This is a genomic window from Brevibacillus sp. SKDU10 (genome assembly GCF_001645205.1).
GTDB classification, from domain to species: domain Bacteria; phylum Bacillota; class Bacilli; order Brevibacillales; family Brevibacillaceae; genus Brevibacillus_B; species Brevibacillus_B halotolerans.
Genome location: NZ_LSSO01000192.1, coordinates 1 through 24,312, shown reverse-complemented (window position 1 = coordinate 24,312; position 24,312 = coordinate 1). Strand labels below are relative to the sequence as shown.

At 40.0% G+C, this 24,312-nt stretch carries 27 protein-coding genes and 1 rRNA gene; 26 read left to right on the top strand and 2 right to left on the bottom strand.

All coding sequences use genetic code 11. From position 1 onward, the window contains the following. The 11 genes from AYJ08_RS19075 (at position 1) to AYJ08_RS19025 (ending at position 8,470) form a co-directional block, all read left to right on the top strand. Entirely contained in the window at positions 1-1,416 is a 1,416-nt protein-coding gene (locus AYJ08_RS19075; RefSeq protein ID WP_064019025.1) for a CpaE/TadZ family protein, read from the top strand. Beyond that, positions 1,413-2,909: a TadA family conjugal transfer-associated ATPase gene (locus AYJ08_RS19070; RefSeq protein WP_064019024.1), complete on the top strand. Its 1,497-nt coding sequence runs from the start codon at positions 1,413-1,415 to the stop codon at positions 2,907-2,909. The genes AYJ08_RS19075 and AYJ08_RS19070 overlap by 4 nt, the downstream gene beginning before the upstream one ends. Positions 2,910-2,926: 17 nt before the next feature. Continuing rightward, a complete protein-coding gene (locus AYJ08_RS19065; RefSeq protein WP_064019023.1) occupies positions 2,927-3,838 on the top strand; it encodes a type II secretion system F family protein in 912 nt (303 codons plus the stop codon). A 12-nt stretch (positions 3,839-3,850) separates the two neighbouring features. After that, positions 3,851-4,756, top strand: a complete 906-nt coding sequence (locus AYJ08_RS19060; protein WP_064019022.1) for a type II secretion system F family protein — start codon at positions 3,851-3,853, stop codon at positions 4,754-4,756. Positions 4,757-4,828: 72 nt separating this feature from the next. Continuing rightward, positions 4,829-5,005, top strand: a complete 177-nt coding sequence (locus AYJ08_RS19055; protein ID WP_003333862.1) for a Flp family type IVb pilin — start codon at positions 4,829-4,831, stop codon at positions 5,003-5,005. Further along, complete coding sequence (locus tag AYJ08_RS19050) at positions 5,002-5,487, top strand: A24 family peptidase (RefSeq protein ID WP_064019021.1); 486 nt, start codon at positions 5,002-5,004, stop codon at positions 5,485-5,487. The genes AYJ08_RS19055 and AYJ08_RS19050 overlap by 4 nt, the downstream gene beginning before the upstream one ends. Then, positions 5,477-5,899: a TadE/TadG family type IV pilus assembly protein gene (locus tag AYJ08_RS19045; RefSeq protein WP_081873094.1), complete on the top strand. Its 423-nt coding sequence runs from the start codon at positions 5,477-5,479 to the stop codon at positions 5,897-5,899. Before AYJ08_RS19050 ends, AYJ08_RS19045 begins: the two co-directional genes overlap by 11 nt. 116 nt (positions 5,900-6,015) lie before the next feature. Then, positions 6,016-6,420 carry a hypothetical protein gene (locus AYJ08_RS19040; RefSeq protein ID WP_231929175.1) on the top strand — a complete coding sequence of 135 codons (405 nt, stop codon included), beginning with the start codon at positions 6,016-6,018 and terminating at the stop codon, positions 6,418-6,420. A gap of 95 nt (positions 6,421-6,515) precedes the next feature. Next, positions 6,516-7,145 (top strand): DUF4046 domain-containing protein, encoded by a 630-nt coding sequence (locus tag AYJ08_RS19035; RefSeq protein ID WP_064019020.1) that lies wholly within the window; start codon positions 6,516-6,518, stop codon positions 7,143-7,145. Positions 7,146-7,267: 122 nt separating this feature from the next. Continuing rightward, on the top strand, positions 7,268-7,546 hold the full coding sequence (locus AYJ08_RS19030; protein WP_064019019.1) for a hypothetical protein: 279 nt from the start codon (positions 7,268-7,270) through the stop codon (positions 7,544-7,546). 129 nt (positions 7,547-7,675) lie between these two features. Continuing rightward, on the top strand, positions 7,676-8,470 hold the full coding sequence (locus AYJ08_RS19025) for a hypothetical protein (RefSeq protein ID WP_064019018.1): 795 nt from the start codon (positions 7,676-7,678) through the stop codon (positions 8,468-8,470). A gap of 544 nt (positions 8,471-9,014) precedes the next feature. On the opposite strand, the gene AYJ08_RS19020 is transcribed toward AYJ08_RS19025, so the two are convergent. Both AYJ08_RS19020 and AYJ08_RS19015 read right to left on the bottom strand, forming a co-directional pair. After that, positions 9,015-10,349 carry a YjgB family protein gene (locus tag AYJ08_RS19020; protein ID WP_064019017.1) on the bottom strand — a complete coding sequence of 445 codons (1,335 nt, stop codon included), beginning with the start codon at positions 10,347-10,349 and terminating at the stop codon, positions 9,015-9,017. Continuing rightward, entirely contained in the window at positions 10,339-10,869 is a 531-nt protein-coding gene (locus AYJ08_RS19015; RefSeq protein ID WP_031412464.1) for an RNA polymerase sigma factor, read from the bottom strand. Before AYJ08_RS19015 ends, AYJ08_RS19020 begins: the two co-directional genes overlap by 11 nt. 687 nt (positions 10,870-11,556) lie before the next feature. Between AYJ08_RS19015 and AYJ08_RS19010 the strand changes: the two genes are divergently transcribed. From AYJ08_RS19010 to AYJ08_RS18940, 15 genes are all read left to right on the top strand, one after another. Beyond that, positions 11,557-12,498, top strand: coding sequence for a sigma-70 family RNA polymerase sigma factor (locus tag AYJ08_RS19010; protein WP_031412460.1), 942 nt, complete (start codon positions 11,557-11,559; stop codon positions 12,496-12,498). A gap of 357 nt (positions 12,499-12,855) precedes the next feature. Next, entirely contained in the window at positions 12,856-13,173 is a 318-nt protein-coding gene (locus AYJ08_RS19005; protein WP_003333851.1) for a winged helix-turn-helix transcriptional regulator, read from the top strand. A gap of 220 nt (positions 13,174-13,393) precedes the next feature. Then, a complete protein-coding gene (gene hslO / locus AYJ08_RS19000; protein ID WP_064019016.1) occupies positions 13,394-14,272 on the top strand; it encodes an Hsp33 family molecular chaperone HslO in 879 nt (292 codons plus the stop codon). A gap of 122 nt (positions 14,273-14,394) precedes the next feature. Next, positions 14,395-15,288 (top strand): peptidyl-prolyl cis-trans isomerase, encoded by an 894-nt coding sequence (locus tag AYJ08_RS18995; protein ID WP_064019015.1) that lies wholly within the window; start codon positions 14,395-14,397, stop codon positions 15,286-15,288. 77 nt (positions 15,289-15,365) lie between these two features. Then, positions 15,366-16,298: a cysteine synthase A gene (gene cysK, locus AYJ08_RS18990; RefSeq protein WP_064019014.1), complete on the top strand. Its 933-nt coding sequence runs from the start codon at positions 15,366-15,368 to the stop codon at positions 16,296-16,298. A 456-nt stretch (positions 16,299-16,754) separates the two neighbouring features. Continuing rightward, positions 16,755-17,345 (top strand): aminodeoxychorismate/anthranilate synthase component II, encoded by a 591-nt coding sequence (gene pabA / locus AYJ08_RS18985; RefSeq protein WP_003343507.1) that lies wholly within the window; start codon positions 16,755-16,757, stop codon positions 17,343-17,345. A gap of 169 nt (positions 17,346-17,514) precedes the next feature. After that, positions 17,515-18,360 (top strand): aminodeoxychorismate lyase, encoded by an 846-nt coding sequence (gene pabC, locus AYJ08_RS18980; protein ID WP_064019013.1) that lies wholly within the window; start codon positions 17,515-17,517, stop codon positions 18,358-18,360. Between the two features lie 42 nt (positions 18,361-18,402). Then, positions 18,403-19,266: a dihydropteroate synthase gene (gene folP, locus AYJ08_RS18975; protein ID WP_064019012.1), complete on the top strand. Its 864-nt coding sequence runs from the start codon at positions 18,403-18,405 to the stop codon at positions 19,264-19,266. Further along, a complete protein-coding gene (gene folB, locus AYJ08_RS18970) occupies positions 19,259-19,624 on the top strand; it encodes a dihydroneopterin aldolase (protein WP_064019011.1) in 366 nt (121 codons plus the stop codon). Before folP ends, folB begins: the two co-directional genes overlap by 8 nt. A 1-nt stretch (position 19,625) precedes the next feature. After that, entirely contained in the window at positions 19,626-20,156 is a 531-nt protein-coding gene (gene folK, locus AYJ08_RS18965) for a 2-amino-4-hydroxy-6-hydroxymethyldihydropteridine diphosphokinase (RefSeq protein ID WP_064019010.1), read from the top strand. After that, positions 20,108-20,329: a helix-turn-helix domain-containing protein gene (locus AYJ08_RS18960; RefSeq protein ID WP_003343511.1), complete on the top strand. Its 222-nt coding sequence runs from the start codon at positions 20,108-20,110 to the stop codon at positions 20,327-20,329. The genes folK and AYJ08_RS18960 overlap by 49 nt, the downstream gene beginning before the upstream one ends. Positions 20,330-20,361: 32 nt before the next feature. Then, positions 20,362-21,390, top strand: coding sequence for a tRNA dihydrouridine synthase DusB (gene dusB / locus AYJ08_RS18955; RefSeq protein ID WP_064019009.1), 1,029 nt, complete (start codon positions 20,362-20,364; stop codon positions 21,388-21,390). 216 nt (positions 21,391-21,606) lie between these two features. Continuing rightward, complete coding sequence (gene greA / locus AYJ08_RS18950; RefSeq protein WP_031412449.1) at positions 21,607-22,083, top strand: transcription elongation factor GreA; 477 nt, start codon at positions 21,607-21,609, stop codon at positions 22,081-22,083. A 93-nt stretch (positions 22,084-22,176) separates the two neighbouring features. Continuing rightward, a complete protein-coding gene (lysS, locus tag AYJ08_RS18945; protein ID WP_064019008.1) occupies positions 22,177-23,703 on the top strand; it encodes a lysine--tRNA ligase in 1,527 nt (508 codons plus the stop codon). Positions 23,704-24,160: 457 nt separating this feature from the next. After that, positions 24,161-24,312, top strand: a 16S ribosomal RNA gene (locus AYJ08_RS18940); the annotation flags it as partial.

Below are 24,312 nucleotides of genomic sequence, written 5' to 3'. Positions count from 1 at the left end.
ATGCAGGATTGGCCTAAGAGATTGTTGCTTGTCGATGAGGATGAGAAATGCACAAGTGATTTCGTAGAACAACTAAAAGAGAGTCAGTATGTGAGGGTATGCGGAGTGGTAAGTGACTATAAAGAGATTTTCCATACCTTACAAGCAGTGCAACCAGATATAGTTCTGGTTGGTTTTTTTCATGAAACAGATTTAAGTCTGTTATGTCATCAAATTCGCTTTTACTTTCCAACCATTACTTGTATAGCTGCTTGCGATTTACAAACGACGCAGTGGGAAGCCTTGATAAGGAATCTCGGTGTGTTTGTATTACAAAAACCAATTTCCCCCTCAATGATTGAAATGGTTGTAAAGCAAGATACCACTCAAGGAATATTACCCTCTGGGACTCTACAATCGTTGGATACTCTCAACCGCCAATTTGAGCAAACTCCTGTAATATCATCTCGCAATCTATCGAGTGACGGTCAGTCTGTAGGACATCGCCAGCATTTGATTACTGTATATGGACCAAAAGGAGGAGTAGGTAAAACATTTATATCGCGGGAATTAGCAATCTATTACTCGCGTCACCCCTTAGAAGGTGAAAAGAATAGAGTGCTTGCCATTGATTTTAATTTAGATTTGGGTACGTTTGCTACGTCATTAAATTTGCCGCGTACTCCGAATCTGTTCACATGGGTTCAAGAAATACAAGACAGATTAATTCAGATAGTTCAAAGAGACGGACGAGATCCTGATTTTATTAATCATGAGGAATGGCAGGAGTATGCAGCTTCGATGGCTCTTTATCCAGAAGAGATTGAGCGTTACATTGCGATACATCCTGAATCAGGGCTACATGTTCTTACTGCCCCAAGAGACATACGACAAAGCTTTCAAATTAAGGATTACCATTTATACATCATTCTCGAAACCATTAAACGAAGTGTATACAATGTTGTTTTAATTGATACGGCGCCAGATACTACGGATGCAACCATTCAGGCATTATTTTTCGCTGAGCGAGTGGTAATGGTAGGGAGTCCTGCGGTAGATGCAATTGAAAATATTCACAGAGTCTTAAAGCTGCTGCGTGAAGCTGAGTATCCCGAACAAAAAATTCAAATCTGTATGAATCGGCTGCAAAAGCGAGAGATGTTTACTTTAGAAGAGATGAAAGCATACTTCCAGCTACACCCCAGTCAGATGTTACTAACAATTCCTGATGATGACGAAGTGAAAAGATCAATTAATACAGGAGTCCCACTTATGCTCACCACATCTAGGTCCCAAGCTAAGCTGGCTATCGAAAAATTGGGGCAGGTACTCATTCCTCATACCGAAAAAGAAGGACAAATCTATGGTGATTCTACAAATAAAACGAAGAAGGCAAGCTTTTTTAAATGGTTTAGTAAAGGAGGCTTGATACGATGAGTTTTTCACGCCAAAAGCTATTGGGAACAGAAAGACAGAAGCGGCTAGATATATCTGAAATAAAGAGACAGGCTCATGATTTTTCAAACCTCCGCAGGAAAGTAGGTCATGTTGTTCAGGAGAGTACCAGTAAGTATGTAGAAAGGGAATGGTTTTTATCTCAGGAAGAGGAGGCACATGTAAAGGGAAAAATTGTTGAAGCCTTTGGAAAACGATTATGGGAAGAAAAAAGCTCACCTGCCTTGATAGAGGAAGTAAAGGAGGAATTGCGACGATTGGTAGAACGGCAAGCCCCGCTGCCAACCCATCAATTGGAACTTGAGGTACATCGAATTTTACACGAATTAATTGGCTGGGGGCATCTGGATGAATTGCTCGAAGACCAAGATATTACAGAAATCATTGTACAAAAATTTAGTGATGTAGTAGTGGAACGAAAAAGTACCGGCAGGCTGGAACGTCTGACTGAGAAGTATTTCTTTGATGAGGAGCAGTTGTTGCGTTTGATAGAGCAGATTGCAGCAACTATGGGACGAGAGTTTAACGAATCCAAAGCTGATTTGCATACTCAACTTCCCGATGGATCAAGGGTTACCGCTACGCATCGATCTATTTCACCAGATGGGCATATGCTCACAATTCGGAAGCATCGTGACCTTCTATCTCAAACGGATTACTTGCGGTATGGTTCCATCTGTAAACCGATGTTGTCATTTTTGAAGTATGCCGTGGGGATAGCGAGAGCCTCTGGAATTGTGAGTGGAGGTACAGGTTCAGGGAAAACCCACCTATTAAATCTTATCTCTCAATTTATCTCTCCACAGATTAGTGTTATTACGATTGAAGATGTCTTGGAATTAAAGCTACAGCATCCGTTTGTTCGTAGATTCTTAACGAAGCCAGCTAATCATGAGGGGAGAGGTGGATTTTCCATACGTGATTGCGTCAGGCTTTCTCTGCGGAAGCGCCCAGATGTCATCATTGTAGGAGAGACTCGTGGAGGAGAGATTGTCGACATTATTTGGGCTATGAATACAGACCATCCAGGTAGCTGGAGCACCGCCCATGCCAATTCTCCACGTGCTTTGGTTGACTCCACTTTGCCAATTTTGTTTGGAAAGGCAGAAGAATCCTACAGTTCCTTAGAGAGAAATCTGATGATTGGTTCAGCTCTTAATTTAATTGTGCAGGTTAAACGTTTTGAAGAGGATGGTAGCCGGAAGGTTGTCTCCATTACAGAGGTGATAGGCACTGGCGAGTCAGATGAGGACAAAATTAGAAGAATGCTGTCCGTTAAGCAGGTGATACCGAATCGAGTATATCTTCAAGATATTTACATCTATGAACCACTAGGTGTAAAAAAAGGCAAGGTTGTTGGTCAATATAGGTGGACGGGATATAGACCAGAGGGCCTGATAAAGTGCTGGAAAGCAAAAGGAATAAGTGAAGAGGAAATAGACGAGATGTTTTTTAGGGAGCCGATTAAGCTGTAACAAGGGAGGGTGAGCTAATGTTAGTTGAGTGGACCGCCCGTTGTGTGGCTGTACTTTCGGGTGGACTTATCCTGAGCATTTTGATACCCGCTGATTTTTTGAATCTAAAAGCCGAAAATAGCTCCACGCATATGATAATCTCAGAAATGCATCGGAATCGGAAAAGCTGGAACATGCGAATGGAGGATAAGCTCAAGCAGGCACGTTTAGATATCGGAATTAAAAGATATATATTCTTCTGTTTTGTTACGGGCTTATTTTTTTATGCTCTCACTCTATATGTTTTAGATTCTTGGTGGCTTGCTTTACCCTTTTGGTTTATTGGAATTTTAGTTGTTCATCGTTGGCTGGCAGCTTGGCGAAATAAGAAAAGGGAGCGCTTTGAAGAGGAGAATCAGAAGGCACTACGGATTATTTCAAGCTCTATTCGTGCGAATCCCTCTTATATTCATGCTTTTGAACAAGTGGCTACTAGTAAATTTATTGATAAAAGTATTACAGAGGAGTATGGAACGGTTGTTGAAAAATTGCGTGGACAACTGTTATTAGAGGATGCAATGAAATGGTTGTATGTAAAAACCGGATCACCAGATATTCAATATCTAGCGACAATTATACAGGTTCAGCGGGAATTAGGCGGTGATATGGCTCAAACGTTAGATATTGCTGTTTCTTCTTTGATTCGTAGGAAGCAAGTAAGAAGAAGACAGGTATCCGCTTTGTCCCACATTTTATCGCAGGTTAATTTACTCAGTGCGATGCCTTTCTTTTTTGTAGGTATTTTATATGTGAACAATCCTAATCATTTTGCTCCATTAACGGAGAGCTTGAGTGGTCGTTATGCCATGCTAGGGAGCTTTTTATTAATTATAGCTGGGGGAGAGATTATTCGTTATTTAGCCCTGTCAGTAGGAAGACATGATGGATAGGGAGGTAAGGGAATGGCTCTTTTAGCAAGTGTATGCATTGGAATTTTGATAATGATGGTAGTCTTTCCTTTTTTTCATGTAGTTCATAAAGGAGAGAAACTAAGCTTATTTACAAGATTTTTTTCAGAAGAACAAGAAGAAAAGCGAGAGACAAGGCTGTATTCAAGAGGCCACCGTATCATATTGTGGATGACAGCGCCTAAACGCTTAGATGCTTTGGCCAGAAGATTAGGATTTGATTTGTTTCGCGTAAAAAAACAGCTTCAGCGTTTGCGTTGGAAAACAAAAGTAGAGGAATGGTTCATTTTAAAAGCCCTAGGCGCATTATTTTTAGGGTGTGCAGTGATTCTTCTAGGCTACCAGTACCTGCGAGATGGAGAGATAGACATTTTTCATAAAATCGGACTAATTCTCTCCCTTCTGTTGTATTTTTCTCCTAACCTTATTATCGATTGGTATGACAAACGTGCTCAAAGGGAGATAGAGGTGCAAATCCCTATTTTTTTTAGCATTGTATTGGCACTTGTGGAAGCGGGTATGCCCGTTCATTTGGCAATGAGTAGGGCTGCAAGTAGATATCCTAAACGACTTGGACAAGAAATAGCTCGTTTAGAAGTAGAGCAAAAGAGGTATGGTAATTGGCGAAAAGCTTTAGAGGAGCTGGCTCTGTGTTGGGAGCTGGCCTCTTTTTTATCAATTGTAACTGATATACAAGAGGCATTGACTAAAGGAACTAATATTTCTCATTTAATGCGAATGCATATTGAGGAGCAATTACGAAAGGAGGAAGACCAAATGACAGATGAGGTAAATCGAATGAGTGTAAGGCTGTTACCCCTAGTAGTATTGTTTATGGGGGTCCCTCTGATGTTTTTAGTGCTTGGGCCGTCTCTTATTGGGATAAAAAATCAGCTTTAATAGTAAAAATTTATTTGCGACTGGTCTCTATCTTTTGTGAAAGTAAGATTATAAGAAGGGAGGCTGGAAAATATGAATTATATTACGCATTATGCTAGACGATTTTGGAAAGAGGAAGATGCTGTGACGATCGTAGAGATGGTTATTATTGTAGCAGTAATATTAATTTTTCTAATCCCCACATTGGTTGAGCTACGTACAGCCGAAGATCAGAAACTAAAAGAACTGCAGGAAAAAATAAGCAAATGAGTCTTGTACTGATTTCAGTGTTGGCTATAGCTGCCTATTACGATGTACGATACCGGAAGGTCCCTAATTGGCTTGTCGGTCTAACGTTATGTATAGCCTGTCTACAAAGAGGAGCGATTGGAGAAGTGTGGCAAATGGTAATAGCAGTAGGAACAGGGTTTTTACTAACATTGTTACCTGTACTAGTAAAGGGAATGGGAATGGGTGATCAAAAATTGCTCATGCTGGTAGGCAGTTATACAACTCCAGCCACTATCTATTGGATTTTTTGTTGTTCGTTAGTAGTGAGTATTTGCATGCTTTTGTTTTTTCCTTCACGTCTTGGTTTAATTCATTATCATTTGAAGAGTAGCGCTGGGATGTGGTTTGCTCATCGTAGGATTTGGTTACCTGAGGTAAGAAAATCGGCTTTAGCTCTTCCGTATGCGTTAAGTCTTTTAATAGCATACTTGGTTTATTATGTGAAGCCTTATGTTGAATAGATATAGAAGCTTTGGATATGTAAGAAATCAGCGAGGGAGTCAAATTATCGAGTATGTTTTTGTTTTTCCTCTTCTCTGGTTTTTATTTATTTATGGGTGTGATCAATTTAGTATTATGTATCAAAAACAGAAGGCTTTAGCTGCATCGTATGAGGCAGGAAGATTTGCATGTGTACAGCCTAACTATGGATTAGCCGTCTATATGGCGAATAAGTTTGCTGAAAAGGAGTTAGAACAGGCTCTTTATTTTGAACATAAACAGATTGAATTGATAGTCAAGGGTGGATGGTCACAAGGAAATCATGTAGAGGCAAGAGTAAGCATTACATTTCCGCTTTTAGGATCAGGAAAGTCCTATACTGTAGAAGAATCATATTCGATGATGATTGAAAATGGAAGAAATCGAGGCTGATGTATATGACTTGTATGTCTTTAAGAAGAATCATAGAGGAAGAGCGAGGAAGTATTTTACCTACCTCGCTCTTTTTTCTTATCTGTCTTTGCTTATTGTTATCTATGGTGTTGTTTATGCAACAAGTAGATGTAACACAAATGCGAATGCAACACACGGCGGATATTATCGTTAAAGGAGCAAGAACAGCAGGGCAATGGATCGAAGTGGATCCGGAAACAAAAAGGGAACGAGCTTTATTAATAGCTACAACGGAGGAAGCTAAGAGAAAAAAGGCGAGTATTATTCGAGGGGCTAGAGAAGAAGCGGACATTCTATATCGCTTAAATAAACCAGGGCTGGATCAAATAGCTGGAGATATTAGCATCACTCATCAAAAAGGTGAGAAAGCCTCATTATATTCTCAGGGAATCTATCATTTAGCTATTGAACTGAAAAAGAAGATTTATATGCTATTTGAGGAACGAGAATTCCCTTTTCGAAGAACATCTCAGGCTGGAATAAGAAAAATAGCAAAATAGAATAATTTGATAAAAATAGGATAATTTTGATATTTTTGTCCTAATTTAACGTGCTAATTTTAGGGAAACCGATTGGAAGTAAGGAGTGTATCGGCATGCCCTCATTAATTATCACGAAATATAAGAAAATATTAGCTGGAACACAAAAACGTTTTTCACCTTATGAGTTTGAAGATATCCAGTTTCGAAAGAAAAAAATTCAGCTCATTATTCGGTATGCAGTTGAGCAAGTAATGAAGTGGACACCTGAGCAAGCTAAAACTCAGCTTTCTTTACAAGATATTAAAAAGCTAAAGCTACACTTAATTACTGAATTCATTAAACCTCCAATCGAAGCGAAAGGGACAGATGTGTACTATATGATCGACTATGCTTATCCTTACTTACCTAAATTATCAGAAAAAGAAAAGGTGCTTTGGGTGTACCAAGAAGTTCTTAATGGTAGCCGCAGACATTTCCCAATGCATTATTTTCAGAGCGTATTAGGAGAGGAACGAGCTAAAATTTGTTTTATCTATATGTGCGAAGAGCTTTTAAAGATTACCAGCATCCTTGAACTTCCGAAGGTTTTTGGAAAAACGGAACAAGCCTATCAAATTCTACGTACATACAAGCTAAAAATTTTGGTGGATACTTTATATTTTTCTCCTTTTGATCTCATTACTGAGATATATCCTGAATTAGTTGATCCAAAATTATGGGGAGAGGAGGGGTATTTTCAATAAATTAGAGCATAGGTAAGAAATATTTGCGAATACCCTCTGTCTTTTTATACCGTAAAGATAGTTTCATAAGCTTATAAGCGTATGAAACGGCCGTTAATCTGTTGGTGAGAAGGAGGGTTGCTATGGCAACGGGAATTGCTCACACGACGCAAGCTTTGGCATTGGAAGCGATAATTGGTCTTCAGGTTCGTTATCAGAAACACAGACCAGGAGCATTTCTTTCAGTAGAGGGAATGACAAAAGGTACCTTTCCAATTGAGTCAGTGCACCAGTTTGGAAAGCGCATGGTTATCAATGACGGGTTAATCATGATGGAGAGTGCTCCAACCGTCATAATCCGCAATGGAAGAATTGTATTTCTATTGCCGACGGGGGAAGAACTGTATCTTATGATTCAGTGATTGTCCTACTGCCGCCTCTTCTTATATCAGTAAGAGGCGGTAGCAAATTCTTAGTTTTTATGACGTGTCTCTTATAATCACACAAAATATAGCCGAAATATTTTAACTATTATAGGAGGTTTAATTGCTATGTTAGCCAGTGATTCTATGGAGCTAGTGGAACGTTGTTACGAGCAAGTCTGCAGCTTACTGGGGAAGGAGGATTTAAAAAATAAATTTATTGATTATGTATTCGTTGATTATCAGGAAGAGGTGGTAGCCGAGTATGATGCAGATTTTTTCTATCAGCATTTGCAAAAGTTACAGTTAGTTCGTTGCCGAAAAGACTTTGATCAGGCTGTAGAGGCCTGGTATGAGAAAAAAAGGCTAGGTAACAACAGAAGTACGGGCTTTCACTCCATTTTATTTTCTATTGTCCGTAGAACGATAGGGATGTATAAGATAAGAAACAGACAGGAATTAATCAAGCATGTAACTCATGTGCTTACCAATTCAAACGGCTATATGAAGCAATGGCGTTCGAAAGGGAAAAGAACTAAAGTGATGTATTTTCATTATTTATATAAAATAGGAATCCGTAATGTTAAAGATATTGAAGCACTAGTTGATTCATGGCTTATTGAAAATCCTCAAGCCTTTGATGAATATCAACAAGCTTATTATCAAAGACCAATTAGACGAGGCAGGCCCAATAACGTTCAACTAAGTAGGCTCATCGATCAAATTAAACAAATGAAGCCAGCTCTAAATCGGAAAGAAAGAGAGCGTATACGTAAGATTTTTTATTACTATCGCAATCACCTAGAGATTAATGGAATGGTATCGAAATTCCTTAATTATATAGAAGCTAAAGATCGGAAAAATCAGTGTGACAAGAAGGAGAATAATCGATTAGAAAATAATTTATCAAGTCAAACTAGATGAAAACCAGACGATTTCTCGAAATATTTAGAGAGTTAGAGTGGAAAATTCCACTACGTCAGCTTGAATCAAAGCCATGGCTTCTACATGAAACAGAAATTAATACATACTCCCTGATAAAAGCAATTGAAGTAACATTAGAAGTAATTGTTATTATTAGTATATCCTTCAGCAGGCTATAGTTTCATTACGTATCTAATCAGGTAGTAAACCTCGAAAAGGAGAGCTACTTTTCTCTAAGAATTAATCGATAAAAAGAAAACAAAAAAAGAAAGTTCAGATGTTATCTGCCCTCTATCCTTCTTTTTCAATAACCGCAAGCATTCCCCACCAGCAGTTTAGAAGCTTTAAGTTGGGTAAAAGTAAGGTGGTGTAATCTTCTAAACTGAAGATAAAAATTAAGATACCCGATCTAATAAATAAAGGCTAATGAAAAGGCATCAAGAAAGCAAAAATGACTTTGCCTGATTCCTATCCCAGGCAAAGTCATAACAAACCAAGCATTGTTCTATTTAAAATCCCTATTTACCATGGTTTATTCAAGATTTTATGTTTCCCAGCTCTCGGATTGCTTGTGTATGACATTTATATGATCTACTAATGGGTCAGTATTCTTATTTGCTACAGGAGATATAACCACTTGAAGCTGGAACTCACTATTTAACGGGTACGTGAAGATCTGTTCTTTGTTTCTATTAAAGTATCCTTTTAATTTTTCGCCCAATGCTGTTTTGACCTCCGTTAGATGTATGTCTTGTAAGCGAAGATCAAAGCTTCGGATTTCGATCAGTAGACCTTTAGAATCATAACCTACGACAGTACCGTGCTTGCGATAGATTGCATAGGTAGTTTTATAGGGGGTATCCATTTTGTCAGCTTTACCCCAGCGTTGCTCTATTTGCTCCTTAGTGGTTCGTCCCACTACAAAGTCTTCTACTAGCAATCCTTTAGAAGCGGATTCATTTATTCTTTGTAAGAAATCAATATTATCTCCAAGCATGAGGTTTTTACGGCCGTCTGGATAGACGACACTTACATGTTCGATTTGCAGAGATACATCATGATTCCTAGCAGATGGTTCAGTTGTGTTCGAACCATTATTGATGCTGATTGGGGTAAAATAAAATACTAATTGATAGTCTCCGCCAGCAGGATAGCTGTATTTCAGTTGATCTGTGAACTGCTGGACAAATTGGGGCTTCCCAAGAACCTGTTCCACTTGTTCTTTATTTAGAGCCTTTAATCGAGTGTCTGTTGAAATGATTTCTACTAGCTGCTCGCCTTTATTGTAAGCAAATGCTAATGACTTCTCAGGGTAATGAGTAGTAGGTAGACCAAATCGTACCTGATCCGGCTCTTTTGATTCACCCCATATTTTTTTTATGTCATCGGCTAATGATGTTTTTACAGCAATATCTGCATTTATCACTTTGCCGCTTCTGGCTCGCTCCATTACATTTACTAAAAGCTTGTTTTGAGCCGGAGTCACTGTTTGGATATTTTTTTCCACACTTGTCTTGCTATCATGTAAAGAATTGAGTGGATCATTATTGCGTAAATCAGTATTACGTGACTCCTTATAATCACTTATAGTTGCAGATACTAGACTTTTGTTTGAATTGATTGGCTGATCCTTTTGCACCCACGCATTTCCTAACCAGAAGGTAGCTAGAATTAATGAACTGCACACAATTCCTTTACTGATCCAAGTAAAATAAGTAGACAGATCAGTTCTGTGTACCTCTTTTTTCTCTTCTCTTAGTAAATGAGCCAGCATGTGTTGTTTGCTTGTAGCATCCAGCTTATGATCTGGGAGTGTTTGCAGATGCTTTAATGTTTGATTCGATTGCTCATCTAGGTTTGAAAATTTATTAGATGACACGATTGATCACCCCATCTACATCAGTTTCCTTGCCTAAGCTTCTTTGCAATGTTTTTAAAGCACGATGCAAGGTTGTATTTACTTTGCTTTCGCTCCATTGTAGAATTTCTGCGGTTTCACTAGGGGATAACCCCTTTATGCCGCGTAAGATCACAACCTCCCGATAGGAAGGCTTTAATCGCTGTACAGCGGCATAGAGCAATTGATTTTCTTCCTGTTTACCTACAATCTCTTCAGGTGTTCCATCAGGTGACTTGATTTGTTTTAACCAGGTATCTGGTAGCCAACTCAAGTAGCGTTTCTTTCGTTCATGATCAATTGCTGTATTGCGTGCAATTGAAAAAAGCCAGGTTTTAGGTTGGGCTCTTCCTTCATATTTTTCATATCCTCTAATAGCTTTCATGAAAACTTCCTGCACCAAATCTTCTACATCGCGGTTACGCGTATAGTAAACTAAAAACTTATATATATCGTCACTATAACGAACAAACCACTCCTCAATGTGTTCGCGCCTAGTCAATTTGTGTGACACCTCTTTTAAAAGAATTACCCTCAGATAGTCCTAGATGTAAAATCAGTTGAATGTTCGACATAACAAATCAAAAAAGCCAAAAAGCCAAAAAGCCAATCCTCAACTTTACTTGCATTACCTGAACCCTCAAAAATACTGGGTATGTAAATAGACGAGACGATCATAGCCTGCTTACACTTTTTTCGCTCGTTTCATTTATTTTCTTATAAGTAGCCAACAAATGGGCATCCAGATATTACATATAGGAAAAAATGCAACTTTTTTGGGGGTTGAGGAGTCAATATTAGTAGCGAGTTAATTCAAAAAGTTTTTAACTTAGAGGGTTGGTACAAGGTAAAATTGGTGTACACTGATTAACAGAGGATCAGTTGGCATAAAAAATACACTAGTACGATACCGCTGTACTAATGATTCGCTACAAAACATTTTCCGGTAAGTAGTAATGTGAACGTTATCTCTTACGTACGATAAACTTACTGCCAGTGCGTATGTATATCATGAAAGGTATAGCATAATTAAGGAATTAATAACTAGATGTAAAAAGTTCTAGTTCTTTCAAAAATTTTGTTCACCTTTTTCCTGATATTCTGTTAACATAAGGATTATACAATATGTTTTAATGTGTCAACAGGAGATAACTGAATATTTCTATTTCCGATGAAGTGAGGGTTGCACATGACCACTATGAGTCACACCTCTTTCCAAGATTGTGCCCGGCGTTGGCGTGAAGTCGAGAACGAATTATCAATTGTTGTTCCTAAATCTTTACGATCAGATACTTCCGCGTTATTGTTTTTGGAGGGCGTAGCAGCAACACCTATGTTGGATAAAGATGAAGAAATGCAATATTTGATTCAGTATCAGCGTGATGGTGATTTAGAAGCTCGCGAGATTCTAGTACGTGCTTATCTTCGTTATGTCGTAAACACTGCACTTCGTCATTTAAAAAAGGGAATGCCGTTCCTTGATCTGATTCAAGAAGGAACAATTGGGTTATTTACCGCAATAGAAAAATTTGATATTACAAGAGGCGTCCGTTTATATCACTATTCGCATTGGTGGATTTCACAAGCCATCACACGTGCTATCAGTGACAAAGGCCGTCTTATTCGCATACCTGTACACATGCATGAGCAAATACGTCTCTATCAAAAGAAAGTAATGCAATTGGCTCATTTGCTAAACCGCAATCCTGAACGACATGAGATTGCAAACTATTTAAATATTCCCTTGGAAAAAATGGATACCATCGAGTATGCTCTTCGCATTAAAATGGAATCAATCGATGAGCAACCTGTCGTGCTCCACATGGAAGATGACGAAGAATTGCTAAGCTACGCTGAAATTGTTGATGACAAAGAAAGCTCATTAGACGACTGGATTGAACGAGTTGATCTAAGAGACCAGGTCTTTGATGCTTTATCCGTATTAAGTCCACGTTCGCAAGAAATCATTGCGATGCGCTTTGGACTGTATGATGATCAGGTTTATACGTTAGAGGAAGTAGGCAAGATGTTTGGTCTTACCCGCGAGCGTATACGTCAAATTGAAGCGACTACGATTGAGCGATTGCGCAAACAGAAATGTTCACGCAACTTGATGGAGTACCTTTCCTAAGGTATGTCAAAAGAACATAATTCATTCATTGTCCCCATAATTGGAGGTCAAAGGAGCTACATGCTAAGAAGCATGATCATGCTCCTTTTTATTGTCTATTTTTCTTACGTCTGTGTAACTTCTTTTAAGTTAAATAAACTGAAAATTCTATTATTTAGTGGAGTTAACCCCCAAAGGTTTGTCTTATAGGCAGAAGGCATTATACTATTTATATGAAGAAAGTAAATAAGTGAGTAGGCAAGTAGCCCATTTTTTTATTAGAAAGCGGGAAAACTACACTTTGAAAGGTATCTCCACTTCTGAAAACTTATTTTTGTCAAGTAGCTATGGTAAAATAACTATAAGGGAGTGATAAAGATGAGTGACCACCAATTGTGCCCAAAGCTTGAGACTGCTTTTGAATTGTTGGGAAAACGCTGGACGGGGTTAATTATTTGTGTATTGATGACAGGGCCTAAGCGCTTTAAAGATATATCTGAAGTCATACCCGGTATGAGTGATCGGATGTTGGCGGAAAGATTTAAGGAGTTAGAACTAGCTGGTGTTTTAACGCGGAATGTTTATCCTGAAACCCCTGTGCGTATTGAATATGAATTGACAGATAAAGGAAGAGGGTTAAAAACTGTCATGGATGCTGTGCAAACTTGGGCCGAATCATGGGTACATTCTAAATAAGACTGGATGGAGGACTCCTGCCTCATACGCGGGAGTTTTGTTGTTCATGAATAGCTAATTGATTGGATCAAAGTTATAAAAACAAGAGAAATACTTTGGTGCAATCAATTACCTACAGTCAGACGACGGTAACCAGAGAGTGCTAAGACTAGCGAATGCGTAATGAGCACACGAGGCACACTGAACTAAGAGGAATAGAGGATATGCAAGGAGGACGCGTATGAGTGACTATTTAGTAAGAGCAACGGGTTTTAATGGGAATGTTCGAGCATTTGCTGCCCGCACGACAGGAATTGTAGAAGACATTAGAAAAAGACACGGTATGCTGAACACTGCTAGTGCAGCTTTAGGGCGAACGCTTACAGTAACAGCTATGATGGGTGCTATGCTTAAAGGGGACGAACGTATTTCAGTCAAGATTAATGGCGGCGGTCCGATCGGCAGCATTTTTGCGGAGGCTAATGCCCATGGTGAATTGCGGGCGTATGCAACAAATCCAAAGGTTCACTTTGAGCTAAATGAACTAGGTAAGCTAGACGTTCGACGTGCAGTAGGTACAGATGGGTTTTTATACGTAACAAAGGATTTAGGTCTTCGAGAACCTTATCAAGGCAGTGTGCCGATTGTTTCCGGTGAGATTGGTGAGGATTTTAGTTATTATTTTGTGGTATCAGAGCAGACTCCGTCGGCTGTAGCTGTAGGTGTGCTGGTTAACCCTGAAGATCATTCCATTTTTGGATCAGGTGGATTCATTCTGCAATTACTTCCAGGTACTCCTGAAGAGGATATCGCGAAAATTGAAGAGAAAATTAGTAAATTGCCGCAGGTATCACGCTTAATTGCAGAAGGTATTACACCGGAAGAATTAATTGCTAAGGTATTGGATAACCCTACTATTCATAGTAAGCTGGATCTTACCTTTAATTGTGGGTGTTCTGCTGAAAAAGTGGGCAATACATTAGCTAGCTTAGGTAAGGCAGAATTAATGAGTATGCAAAGAGAAGAGGGCGGAGCTGAGGTTCACTGCCATTTTTGCAATGAACTTTACCAGTTCGACTATGATGATTTGCAGGAAATCATTAATGATTTGGATAAATAAAGAATAAGAGACAAAACGGTGGAGACTAGAGCATGAGACATGTGCGATTGCTAACGACACGTCAACTACCGTTTTTTTCTTGCCCTAATATTATAGAATTTCAATGAAATGGAGAGAAATGGATGCGTAACGTTCGGTTTTTGTGGAGCTTGATTGGTGCGCTCATCTTGTTGTTAGCTGTTGTATCGGGTGCTTGGTACAAAGGTGCAGGTCTGGCGGCGGTAGCTAAGGTAGGAGATGAAAACGTTACAGAACAAGCGCTAATCTCACAATTAAAAGAGCGCTATGGAAAGCAGATGTTGGATCGAATGATTGATCACCAGCTCGTCTTCCAGGAAGCAAATCGTCTACAAATTACTGTTTCTGATCAGCGAGTTCAGGAAGAGATTCAAAGGATAAGAAGTCATTTCCCGCATGAGGGTGATATTCCTAGTGAGGTGCAGGATCGATTGGGACAGACTCCGGCCCAAATGGAGCAGGAGGTTCGCTATCAATTATTGTTGAAAAAGCTCGCTACTAAGAATGTAACAATCAGTGATGATGAGCTACGAGCTTATTTCCAGCAACACCAATCCGATTATATTCAACCGACCACCGTACATCTCTATCGCTTGTTAGTAAAAACTGAAGCCGAAGCTCAAAATTTATTCCAGGAGCTATCAAAGGGAGCAGATTTTATTACATTGGCTAAAGAGCGCTCCATAGACGCTCACACAGCTCCCAATGGTGGAGATATGGGGATCGTTGTTTTAAAGGACGACTCTTTAACGGAAAATGAACAGTTCGCTCTTCAGGATATGAAAATCAAGGAAGTATCTGCTCCCATTCCTGTTGAAGATGGTTATGCATTATTGCATATAACGGAACGGAAGCAAGAAGTGGTTCCAACCTTTGAACAGTCGAAGGAAAAGGTTTTTGAGGACATGGCGATTGCTAAAGCGGAGTCATTTGATGAAATTTTAAATCGTTTACGCAAAACGACTAAAGTAGAAGTGAAGGACTTAACATATCGTTGACGCTAATGAATATGATTTGTTATAATACCTACAAATCCTAGCAAATTACTCGGTGATTACTTGAGGGGGACAAAAACATGCGGGTTGCACAATCTATTACAGAACTGATTGGAAATACGCCATTAGTCAAACTCAATCGTGTCGTAACGGAAGACATGGCTGATATCTATTTAAAGCTGGAGTTCTTTAACCCCGGTAGCAGTGTGAAAGATCGTATCGCACTTTCTATGATTGAAACAGCCGAAGCGGAAGGTAAATTGAAGCTTGGCGATACCATAATTGAACCAACTAGCGGTAACACAGGGATCGGATTAGCGATGGTGGCTGCAGCGAAGGGATATCGTGCTATCTTGGTTATGCCAGATACCATGAGTATGGAAAGACGTAATTTGCTACGCGCGTATGGAGCGGAATTAATCTTGACCCCAGGAGCGGAAGGAATGGGAGGAGCGATTCGTAAAGCAGAAGAACTTGCTCGCGAGAACCCCAACTATTTTATCCCGCAGCAATTTAATAATAAAGCCAATCCTAAGGTACATCGAGAAACTACAGCAAAAGAGTTGCTTGAACAGGGAAAAGAGATCGGTGGTATTGACGCTTTTATTGCTGGTATCGGTACAGGCGGTACTATTACAGGCGTGGGTCAGGTGCTGAAAGAGGAATACCCAGAGGTAAAAATTTATGGGGTGGAACCTCAGGCCTCCCCGGTTTTGTCTGGAGGCAAACCAGGGCCTCATAAGATTCAAGGAATTGGTGCTGGATTCGTACCGGAGATTTTGGATACGTCTATCTATGATGAAATTCTTCCTATTGAAAATGAAGCTGCTTTTGAGACAGCTCGTCGTGTGGCTCGGGAAGAAGGAATTCTAGGTGGAATTTCTTCAGGTGCGGCTATTTCAGCGGCTCTCGATGTAGCGAGTCGTTTAGGAAAAGGAAAAAAAGTTGTAGTTATTATTCCTAGCAATGGTGAACGCTATTTGTCTACGCCACTTTATCATTTTGAGGATTAATATTGCTTCAGGCTTTTCAGCAAATAATGCTATGGAAGTGGTTCGCACGCGTTGAGGGCCACTTCTTTTTGTTGTTATAGAATCAAATAGTGCAGGAGCTGCTATCTTTATTGAAGGCCCATGAATCGTTGTTATGAAATGAGTGAATTCGGAAACAATTTTACAAAAGCTTCCAAATCATGACTTACAGCCACCAAGTCTGTATGTTATGATATATCAAGACCTATTGCTTTTGACCAATTGACTTGAGAAAGAAACGCTTCTGTCCATACACGCATTAATAAAGCTCAAAGCAGGCCGTATCCAAGCTGTTATAGGTATCAGGCATGATTATTCTTGATTAAGTGGAAAGAGTGCTATGAGTAGTGGAAAGAGAGCAGAGGTCTTGTGGAAAGTAGTTGAGCTGAGTGAAGAATTTGAGAATGAGAGGCTGAAGTGCCGAGAGGAGAGCCGAGTATGATTATTATGATTGATAACTATGATTCCTTTACGTACAACCTAGTACAATTTGTTGGGGAACTGGGTGAGGAGTTACGGGTATTTCGTAACGACAAAATCACGCTAGAGGAAATCGAAAATATGAATCCAGATTACCTGATGATTTCGCCAGGTCCTTGCACACCGAATGAAGCTGGGATTAGTATGGATGTCGTTCGTCATTTTGCAGGTAAAATTCCGATTTTTGGCGTATGCCTTGGTCATCAATCAATAGGGCAAGTATTTGGCGGGAAAATAGTGCGAGCAGATCGTCTTATGCATGGAAAAACCTCGGAGGTATTGCATGATGGTAAGACCATTTTTGCATCCATACCTTCCCCATTCCAAGCTGCGCGCTACCATTCGCTGGTGATCCAGGAAGAATCAATTCCGGAAGAATTAGAAATTACAGCTCGTACACCTGAAGGGGAGATAATGGCGATTCGTCATAGAGAGCTACCTATCGAAGGTGTTCAATTTCATCCTGAATCAATTATTACTCAATATGGAAAGCAAATGTTGAAAAACTTTTTGACGGCTTATGCAAAAGAGACTCAACCTATCAAATAATGAACCTTACTTCAAAGCCACTTGCAAAAATGATTGCAGGTGGTTTTTTCAGGAAAGGAATAAACCAAAATCACAGCGAGAGTGGTTCGAGGAAAGTTTTAGTTATGATACTATGATTTTATGTGCTACAGAAGAGAGATAAACGTCTTATAGCTAGGAGATTAAGCGGATGTGGGTGTTTGTTAATGATAAAATTGTACCCGATCAACAAGCGGTAGTTTCAGCCATGGATCATGGCTTTTTATATGGTATCGGTCTATTTGAGACCATTCGAATATATCAAGGAAAACCATGCTTTTGGAATGAGCATATGCTGCGTTTGGAAAATGGAATGACTGATTTATGCATTCGTCACAAGTGGGAGCGTAGTGAAATATATCGTGCTGTGCAGGCTACTCTGGAGAAGAATGAGCTAGAGGATGCTTATGTACGAATTAGTGTTACTGGAGGAGCGGAAGGTGTTGGCTTGCATAGTGGTGTATATGAGCAGCCATCGCTTTATATTTTTGTCAAATCTGTAATGCCGATCGCACATCCTCCTATTGCGAAAAGGTTGAAAGTAATCTCCTTTCCAAGGCAGACTCAGGAAGGAAACCTACGTTTTAAGTCTCATAATTATTTAAACTGTGCCCTTGGTAAACAAGAAATAGGAGGCGCACCGAATATAGAAGGTCTATTTTTGACGAAAGAAGGTTATATCTGTGAAGGGGTTGTAAGCAACGTTTTCTGGGTCAAGGACAATATCGTATATACGCCTTCCGTTGACACTAATCTGTTAGCAGGAATTACCCGAAATGCTGTCCTAACCATTGCACATACAGGTGGTCTTAATGTGGAGGAAGGTCTTTATCCCCTGGAGGAATTATTAAAAGCTGATGAGGTGTTCGTAACCAACTCGATTCAGGAGATCGTACCGGTATCGACTGTTGAGAATGTAGAAGTTCCATACGTCTATGGAAGGCTTACCCAAAAGTTGCATGAAGCCTACAGGCGATTGGTAGAATTGTCCAACTGATTATGTTATGCTTTCCACAATATAAAAAGGAGTTCGAATAAGATGAAACATGATCATGAGCGCCCTCAGACTAAATTTACATCACTATCATGTGGTACATATAATCTGCCGTTACACGAAAGAACATTAATTATGGGAATCCTTAACGTTACTCCTGACTCTTTTTCAGATGGAGGACGTTACAACCAGCTAGATGACGCTATGCGGCATGCTGAAAGGCTTGTAAAGGATGGAGCGGATATCATCGATGTAGGGGGAGAGTCGACACGGCCAGGTTCTCAGCTTGTTAGTGCGGAACAAGAATTAGAGCGAATTATTCCGATTATCGAGCGCCTCTCCCGCGATATAGATGTACCGATCTCTGTTGATACCTATAAAGCTCGCGTTGCCGACGAAGCATTGCGGGCAGGAGCCCATATTATTAATGACGTGTGGGGTGCAAAAAAAGACTCCGAAATGGCCGCTGTAGCTGCTAGATGGAATGTGCCGATTATCCTAATGCACAATCGAGAGCAGATGGAATACCAGGATTTCTTCCCTGACTACATAAAGGATTTACAGGAATCTATTCAGCTAGCTTTAGCAGCAGGCGTGTCAGAAGAGATGATCGTGCTTGATCCGGGTATTGGTTTTGCAAAAACATTGCAGCAAAATTTAGAAGCTATGCGTCGGTTGGATGATTTAGTGGCCCTTGGCTACCCTGTCTTGCTGGGAACCTCACGAAAATCTATGATTGGTAAGGTTCTTGATTTACCTGTGGATGAACGTCTAGAGGGTACAATAGCTACGGTAGCGTTAGGCATTGAGAAAGGTTGTCATATCATGCGCGTGCACGATGTTAAGGCCATAAAACGAACAGCAATGATGATGGACGCTATAAAAAAAGGGGCGCGTTACAATGGATAAAATCTATTTTAATGGTATGGCTTTTTATGGTTACCATGGTGTTTTTCAAGAAGAGGCTAGGCTAGGTCAAAGGTTCTATGTTGATTTGGAGCTCTCACTTGATTTACAAAAGGCTGCTGATACGGATCAGCTAGAATATACCGTTAATTATGCGGATATTTACGAAAGAGTGAAGGCTATCGTTGAAGGAGAGCGTTATCAGTTAGTGGAAAAATTGACGGTGCAGATTTGCGATGGTTTATTGAGCGATTTTCCTTTAGATGAAGTCAAAGTAAAAGTAACAAAACCAGACCCTCCTATAGCAGGGCATTACCAGTCAGTTGCAATTGAGATGATTAGGAAGAAGGGAAGTAACTAGCATGGGCAATCTTACAAAAGTATATATTGCCCTTGGATCTAATCAGGGAGAGCGAGAAGCTATGCTTAAAGGTGCCATCACCGAGTTACATGCACATGATTTCATTCAAGTGTATCGCCTTTCTTCTGTTTATGAGACTGATCCAGTGGGCTATATGAATCAGCCTGCCTTTTTAAATATGGTGATTGAAATTGAGACAAGCTTAACGCCCCTCGAGCTATTGCAGACAGCCTTATCGATTGAGCAAAAATTAGGGAGAGTTCGTCTTGAGCGCTGGGGGCCGCGCAATATTGATATTGATCTATTGCTTTTTGGAGAGGAAGAAGTAGCGTTGCCGAATTTGGTCATTCCTCATCCAGAAATGATTCATCGTGCTTTTGTACTAATTCCTCTTCAAGAGGTATGGCATGGAGTTATACCGGGAACAGATTTATCCATAGAAGAAGCAATCCATCAATGTATAGAAACGCAGGGGGTACAGGTATGGGGGACATTAGATTGGGGAGCCGAATCAGAGCGTTCCGCAAATTAAAAGGCTTTACACAACAGCAATTAGCCAGTGAGATGGGTGTATCATTATCGTTTGTGGGTACCTTGGAGCGAGGAACAAAACCACCGACTGAACTGGTGTTACGGAAGATAGCCAACACTTTACAAGTTGAATATGAGGAATTATGTGCTATAAATAAAGGGAATGAAAAGTAGGCAGCGTTCCTTCGCTTAAGGAGGTTTTATATATGAAAATCGGAAACATCGAATTAAAAAACAATGTTGTCCTAGCACCAATGGCAGGAGTATGTAATCCTGCTTTTCGCTTGATTGCTAAAGAATTTGGCACAGGTCTGGTCTGTGCTGAGATGGTTAGTGACAAGGCGATTATGCATGGCAACAAAAAAACGTTAGATATGCTATACGTAGATGAACGTGAAAAACCGTTGAGTCTGCAAATTTTCGGCGGTGATAAGGAGACGTTGGTGGGAGCGGCTCGTTACGTTGACCAAAACACCAATGCCGATATTATCGACATTAACATGGGGTGTCCTGTCCCTAAGATTGTTAGCTGTGATGCAGGGGCTCGTTTGTTATTAGATCCGGAAAAAATTTATGAAGTGGTGTCAGCGGTAGTAGATGCTGTGGACAAACCGGTAACAGTCAAAATGCGCTTGGGCTGGGACGAGGATCATCTATATGTTTTAGATAATGCACAGGCGGTAGAGCGTGCTGGTGGTAAGGCAGTTTCTGTGCATGCTCGTACCCGTGTTCAGATGTACAAGGGTCACGCTGATTGGGAATGGATTCGCCGAGTTAAAGAGGTAGTTAATATTCCGGTTATCGGTAATGGTGACGTAGCATCACCAGAGGATGCCAAACGTATGCTAGATACAACAGGCTGCGACGGGGTTATGATCGGTCGTGCGGCTCTAGGGAATCCTTGGATGCTTTATCGGACGATCCAATATCTAACCACAGGTGAATTACTGGATGAACCTACTGCTCGTGATAAGGTAAATATCTGTTTGCTGCATGCTAAACGTTTAGTTGCATTAAAAGGACCAAGAGTTGGCATACTTGAGATGCGCAAACACGCTGCGTGGTACTTAAAAGGCTTAAAAGGTGCCACTCAAACGAAAAACCTGATAAATTCTGTTGAAACAGAAGAAGAATTGTATCGCTTATTGCATGAGTACGTAGATTGGGTAGAAAGCGGAGCGTTTGATGATACAGAGATGGAAAAAGAAGGGTCTGTAAAAATCTCTGCCTTATAATGGAAATCAAACATTGACAACGTATTTCTCATATCCTATAATTCATCGTATTATGTACTTGAAGCTGCCAGATCATGATCTGGCAGCTTTCCCTATGACCCACTGTATTACAAAAAGAAAACGATTACCCCTAGTATATTAAGTGGGTGATCTACATATAATCCTGTGTACTTTTTGATAACGGGATTAAAAATTGATAAACGGGGGAATACGAAGATGTCTGAAAAAGAAGTCATTCTTACACCTGAAGGCCTTGCCAAGCTTGAGCAAGAATTAGAAGATTTAAAAACCGTTAAGCGTAAAGAAGTTGCTGCGCGTATTAAAGAGGCCATTAGCTATGGAGATATTAGTGAGAACTCTGAGTATGAAGAAGCTAAAAATGAGCAAGCGTTCATTGAAGGTCGCATTCTCACTCTAGAAAAAATGTTGCGCAATGCTCGCATTATTACTAACGAAGATGTTGATACCAATGTGGTAAGTGTTGGCTCAACTGTTCGTCTAAAAGATCTTGAATTTGGAGACATAGTAGACTACACTATCGTTGGTTCTGCTGAATCTGATCCATTAAACAATAAAATCTCAAACGAATCTCCTGTGGGTCAAGCCTTGCTTGGAAAAGCAAAAGGATCTACAGTAGATGTAAATGTTCCAGCGGGCGTTATTCAATACGAAGTACTTGAAATTAATCGATAAGCTCACGTTAAATGGCGTACCAATCTTTTGATGGTACGCCCTAGTCCTATTCAATGGGCTTTAACAGAGCGTTCTGTTAGGAGTGAAGAAGGAATGGCAAGAGAAGAAGACCTACAACAAGAGCAAGGAACTGAGCAAGAACTACACGAATTGCTGCAAGTTCGCCATGACAAAATGGATCAATTACGTGAATGGGGCATTGATCCGTTTGGAAAGAAATTTGAACAGAAGGATTTTGCTTCGGATATTACAGCTAGCTTCACAGACAAAACGAAAGAAGAACTTGAAGAAGCGAATCACGAAGTTACTATCGCCGGTCGTTTAATGGCAAAGCGTAAAATGGGTAAGGCAAGTTTTGCGCAACTATTGGATCGCTCTGGTCAAATTCAAATTTATGTGCGAAAAGATACAGTTGGCGACGACCTATATAACGTTTTTGATTTAAGTGATATCGGGGACATTATCGGTCTTACTGGTTCTTTATTTAAAACAAAAACAGGCGAGTTAAGTGTCAAAGCGAAAAGCTTAGTTTTCCTAAGCAAATCTCTTCGTCCATTACCGGAGAAATTCCATGGCCTAAAAGATATCGAGACACGCTATCGAAAGCGTTACGTGGATTTGATTGTGAATCCAGAAGTACGTAAAACATTTATCGCACGTAGCCGTATTCTAACTGAAATGAGACGTTATTTGGATAACCTAGGATATTTAGAAGTAGAAACACCTACTTTGCACTCCATTGCCGGGGGAGCATCTGCTCGTCCTTTTATCACTCATCACAATGCATTAGACATGCAATTGTTTATGCGTATTGCGATTGAGTTACATTTAAAACGTCTGATTGTTGGCGGTATGGAAAAAGTGTATGAGATCGGTCGCGTATATCGTAATGAAGGTATCTCTACACGACACAATCCTGAATTTACAATGATTGAACTGTATGAAGCTTATGCTGATTACAATGATATTATGAAGTTAACAGAAGAAATGATTGCGCATATTGCACAAACCGTGCTGGGCACCACGAAGATCCAGTACCAAGGCCATGAGGTAGATTTGACTCCGCAATGGAGACGAGTACACATGGTGGATTTGGTAAAAGAGCATACAGGAGTAGACTTCTGGAAGCACATGAGCGATGAGGAAGCACGTGCTTTGGCTAAAGAGCATGGGATTACTGTAGAAGCTCATCATACCTTTGGACATGTTGTTAATGAATTCTTTGAACAAAAAATCGAAGAAACATTAATTCAACCTACCTTTGTATATGGACATCCTGTAGAAATTTCTCCGTTGGCTAAGAAAAACGAGGAAGATCCACGCTTTACAGATCGTTTCGAGCTGTTTATTGTCGCTCGTGAGCACGCGAATGCATTTACGGAGCTTAATGATCCAATTGACCAGCGTCAGCGTTTTGAAGCGCAACTGCTAGAGAAAGCTGCTGGTAATGATGAAGCTCATGAAATGGACGACGATTTCATCGAAGCGCTTGAGTACGGCATGCCGCCAACTGGGGGACTAGGAATTGGTATCGATCGTCTAGTTATGCTCTTGACAGATGCACCGTCTATTCGTGATGTGCTCTTATTCCCTCATATGAGAGATAAGGGTAAAGCTTAAGCGGGATCTAATTTGACTTTTGGTGAATAAAAAGCAACTAAGGCTAAGTGGTTCCCTTAGTTGCTTTTTCTTTCTATTAAATTGTTGTTTATTGTTGCATTAATAGTAAGGTGTGATAGACTAATAAAGCTGTAAATACTATAGAGATAGGATCTATTTTCATTTAAACTAAACTTTTTAAAATAAATTTAAAAAAAGTATTGATTTATGTGAGAGAGATATGCTATATTAATTTATGTCCTCACCGAGCAGATGAAACAAAACGATGAGGATGAGAAAAAGTATTGCTTTTCAAAACTGAATGTGTTATGATGATTGAGTCGCTGTTAAAAAACAGTTGACAAATTAAGAAGGTTTTGATAAGATGAAAAAGTTGTTGTTCTTTGAAAACTGAACAGTAAAATGTTTGATAGAAACACTAGCCAAGCAAGTTTTGAAGCTTTGATCAAGAACTACTTTAATGGAGAGTTTGATCCTGGCTCAGGACGAACGCTGGCGGCGTGCCTAATACATGCAAGTCGAGCGAGGGTCTTCGGACCCTAGCGGCGGACGGGTGAGTAACACGTAGGCAACCTGCCTGTAAGACTGGGATAACATAGGGAAACTTAT

Bases quoted from the DNA above. Each gene is read 5' to 3' on its own strand.
- pabC (WP_064019013.1), top strand. From the start codon at position 17,515: ATGTGGGTGTTTGTTAATGATAAAATTGTACCCGATCAACAAGCGGTA.
- folK (WP_064019010.1), top strand. From the start codon at position 19,626: ATGGGCAATCTTACAAAAGTATATATTGCCCTTGGATCTAATCAGGGA.
- AYJ08_RS19065 (WP_064019023.1), top strand. From the start codon at position 2,927: ATGTTAGTTGAGTGGACCGCCCGTTGTGTGGCTGTACTTTCGGGTGGA.
- AYJ08_RS19040 (WP_231929175.1), top strand. From the start codon at position 6,016: ATGCAACAAGTAGATGTAACACAAATGCGAATGCAACACACGGCGGAT.
- cysK (WP_064019014.1), top strand. From the start codon at position 15,366: ATGCGGGTTGCACAATCTATTACAGAACTGATTGGAAATACGCCATTA.
- AYJ08_RS19005 (WP_003333851.1), top strand. From the start codon at position 12,856: ATGAGTGACCACCAATTGTGCCCAAAGCTTGAGACTGCTTTTGAATTG.
- AYJ08_RS19045 (WP_081873094.1), top strand. From the start codon at position 5,477: ATGTTGAATAGATATAGAAGCTTTGGATATGTAAGAAATCAGCGAGGG.
- AYJ08_RS19025 (WP_064019018.1), top strand. From the start codon at position 7,676: ATGTTAGCCAGTGATTCTATGGAGCTAGTGGAACGTTGTTACGAGCAA.
- dusB (WP_064019009.1), top strand. From the start codon at position 20,362: ATGAAAATCGGAAACATCGAATTAAAAAACAATGTTGTCCTAGCACCA.
- pabA (WP_003343507.1), top strand. From the start codon at position 16,755: ATGATTATTATGATTGATAACTATGATTCCTTTACGTACAACCTAGTA.
- hslO (WP_064019016.1), top strand. From the start codon at position 13,394: ATGAGTGACTATTTAGTAAGAGCAACGGGTTTTAATGGGAATGTTCGA.
- AYJ08_RS19050 (WP_064019021.1), top strand. From the start codon at position 5,002: ATGAGTCTTGTACTGATTTCAGTGTTGGCTATAGCTGCCTATTACGAT.
- AYJ08_RS18995 (WP_064019015.1), top strand. From the start codon at position 14,395: ATGCGTAACGTTCGGTTTTTGTGGAGCTTGATTGGTGCGCTCATCTTG.
- AYJ08_RS19035 (WP_064019020.1), top strand. From the start codon at position 6,516: ATGCCCTCATTAATTATCACGAAATATAAGAAAATATTAGCTGGAACA.
- AYJ08_RS18960 (WP_003343511.1), top strand. From the start codon at position 20,108: ATGGGGGACATTAGATTGGGGAGCCGAATCAGAGCGTTCCGCAAATTA.
- folB (WP_064019011.1), top strand. From the start codon at position 19,259: ATGGATAAAATCTATTTTAATGGTATGGCTTTTTATGGTTACCATGGT.
- AYJ08_RS19030 (WP_064019019.1), top strand. From the start codon at position 7,268: ATGGCAACGGGAATTGCTCACACGACGCAAGCTTTGGCATTGGAAGCG.
- AYJ08_RS19010 (WP_031412460.1), top strand. From the start codon at position 11,557: ATGACCACTATGAGTCACACCTCTTTCCAAGATTGTGCCCGGCGTTGG.
- AYJ08_RS19075 (WP_064019025.1), top strand. From the start codon at position 1: ATGCAGGATTGGCCTAAGAGATTGTTGCTTGTCGATGAGGATGAGAAA.
- lysS (WP_064019008.1), top strand. From the start codon at position 22,177: ATGGCAAGAGAAGAAGACCTACAACAAGAGCAAGGAACTGAGCAAGAA.
- greA (WP_031412449.1), top strand. From the start codon at position 21,607: ATGTCTGAAAAAGAAGTCATTCTTACACCTGAAGGCCTTGCCAAGCTT.
- AYJ08_RS19060 (WP_064019022.1), top strand. From the start codon at position 3,851: ATGGCTCTTTTAGCAAGTGTATGCATTGGAATTTTGATAATGATGGTA.
- folP (WP_064019012.1), top strand. From the start codon at position 18,403: ATGAAACATGATCATGAGCGCCCTCAGACTAAATTTACATCACTATCA.
- AYJ08_RS19055 (WP_003333862.1), top strand. From the start codon at position 4,829: ATGAATTATATTACGCATTATGCTAGACGATTTTGGAAAGAGGAAGAT.
- AYJ08_RS19070 (WP_064019024.1), top strand. From the start codon at position 1,413: ATGAGTTTTTCACGCCAAAAGCTATTGGGAACAGAAAGACAGAAGCGG.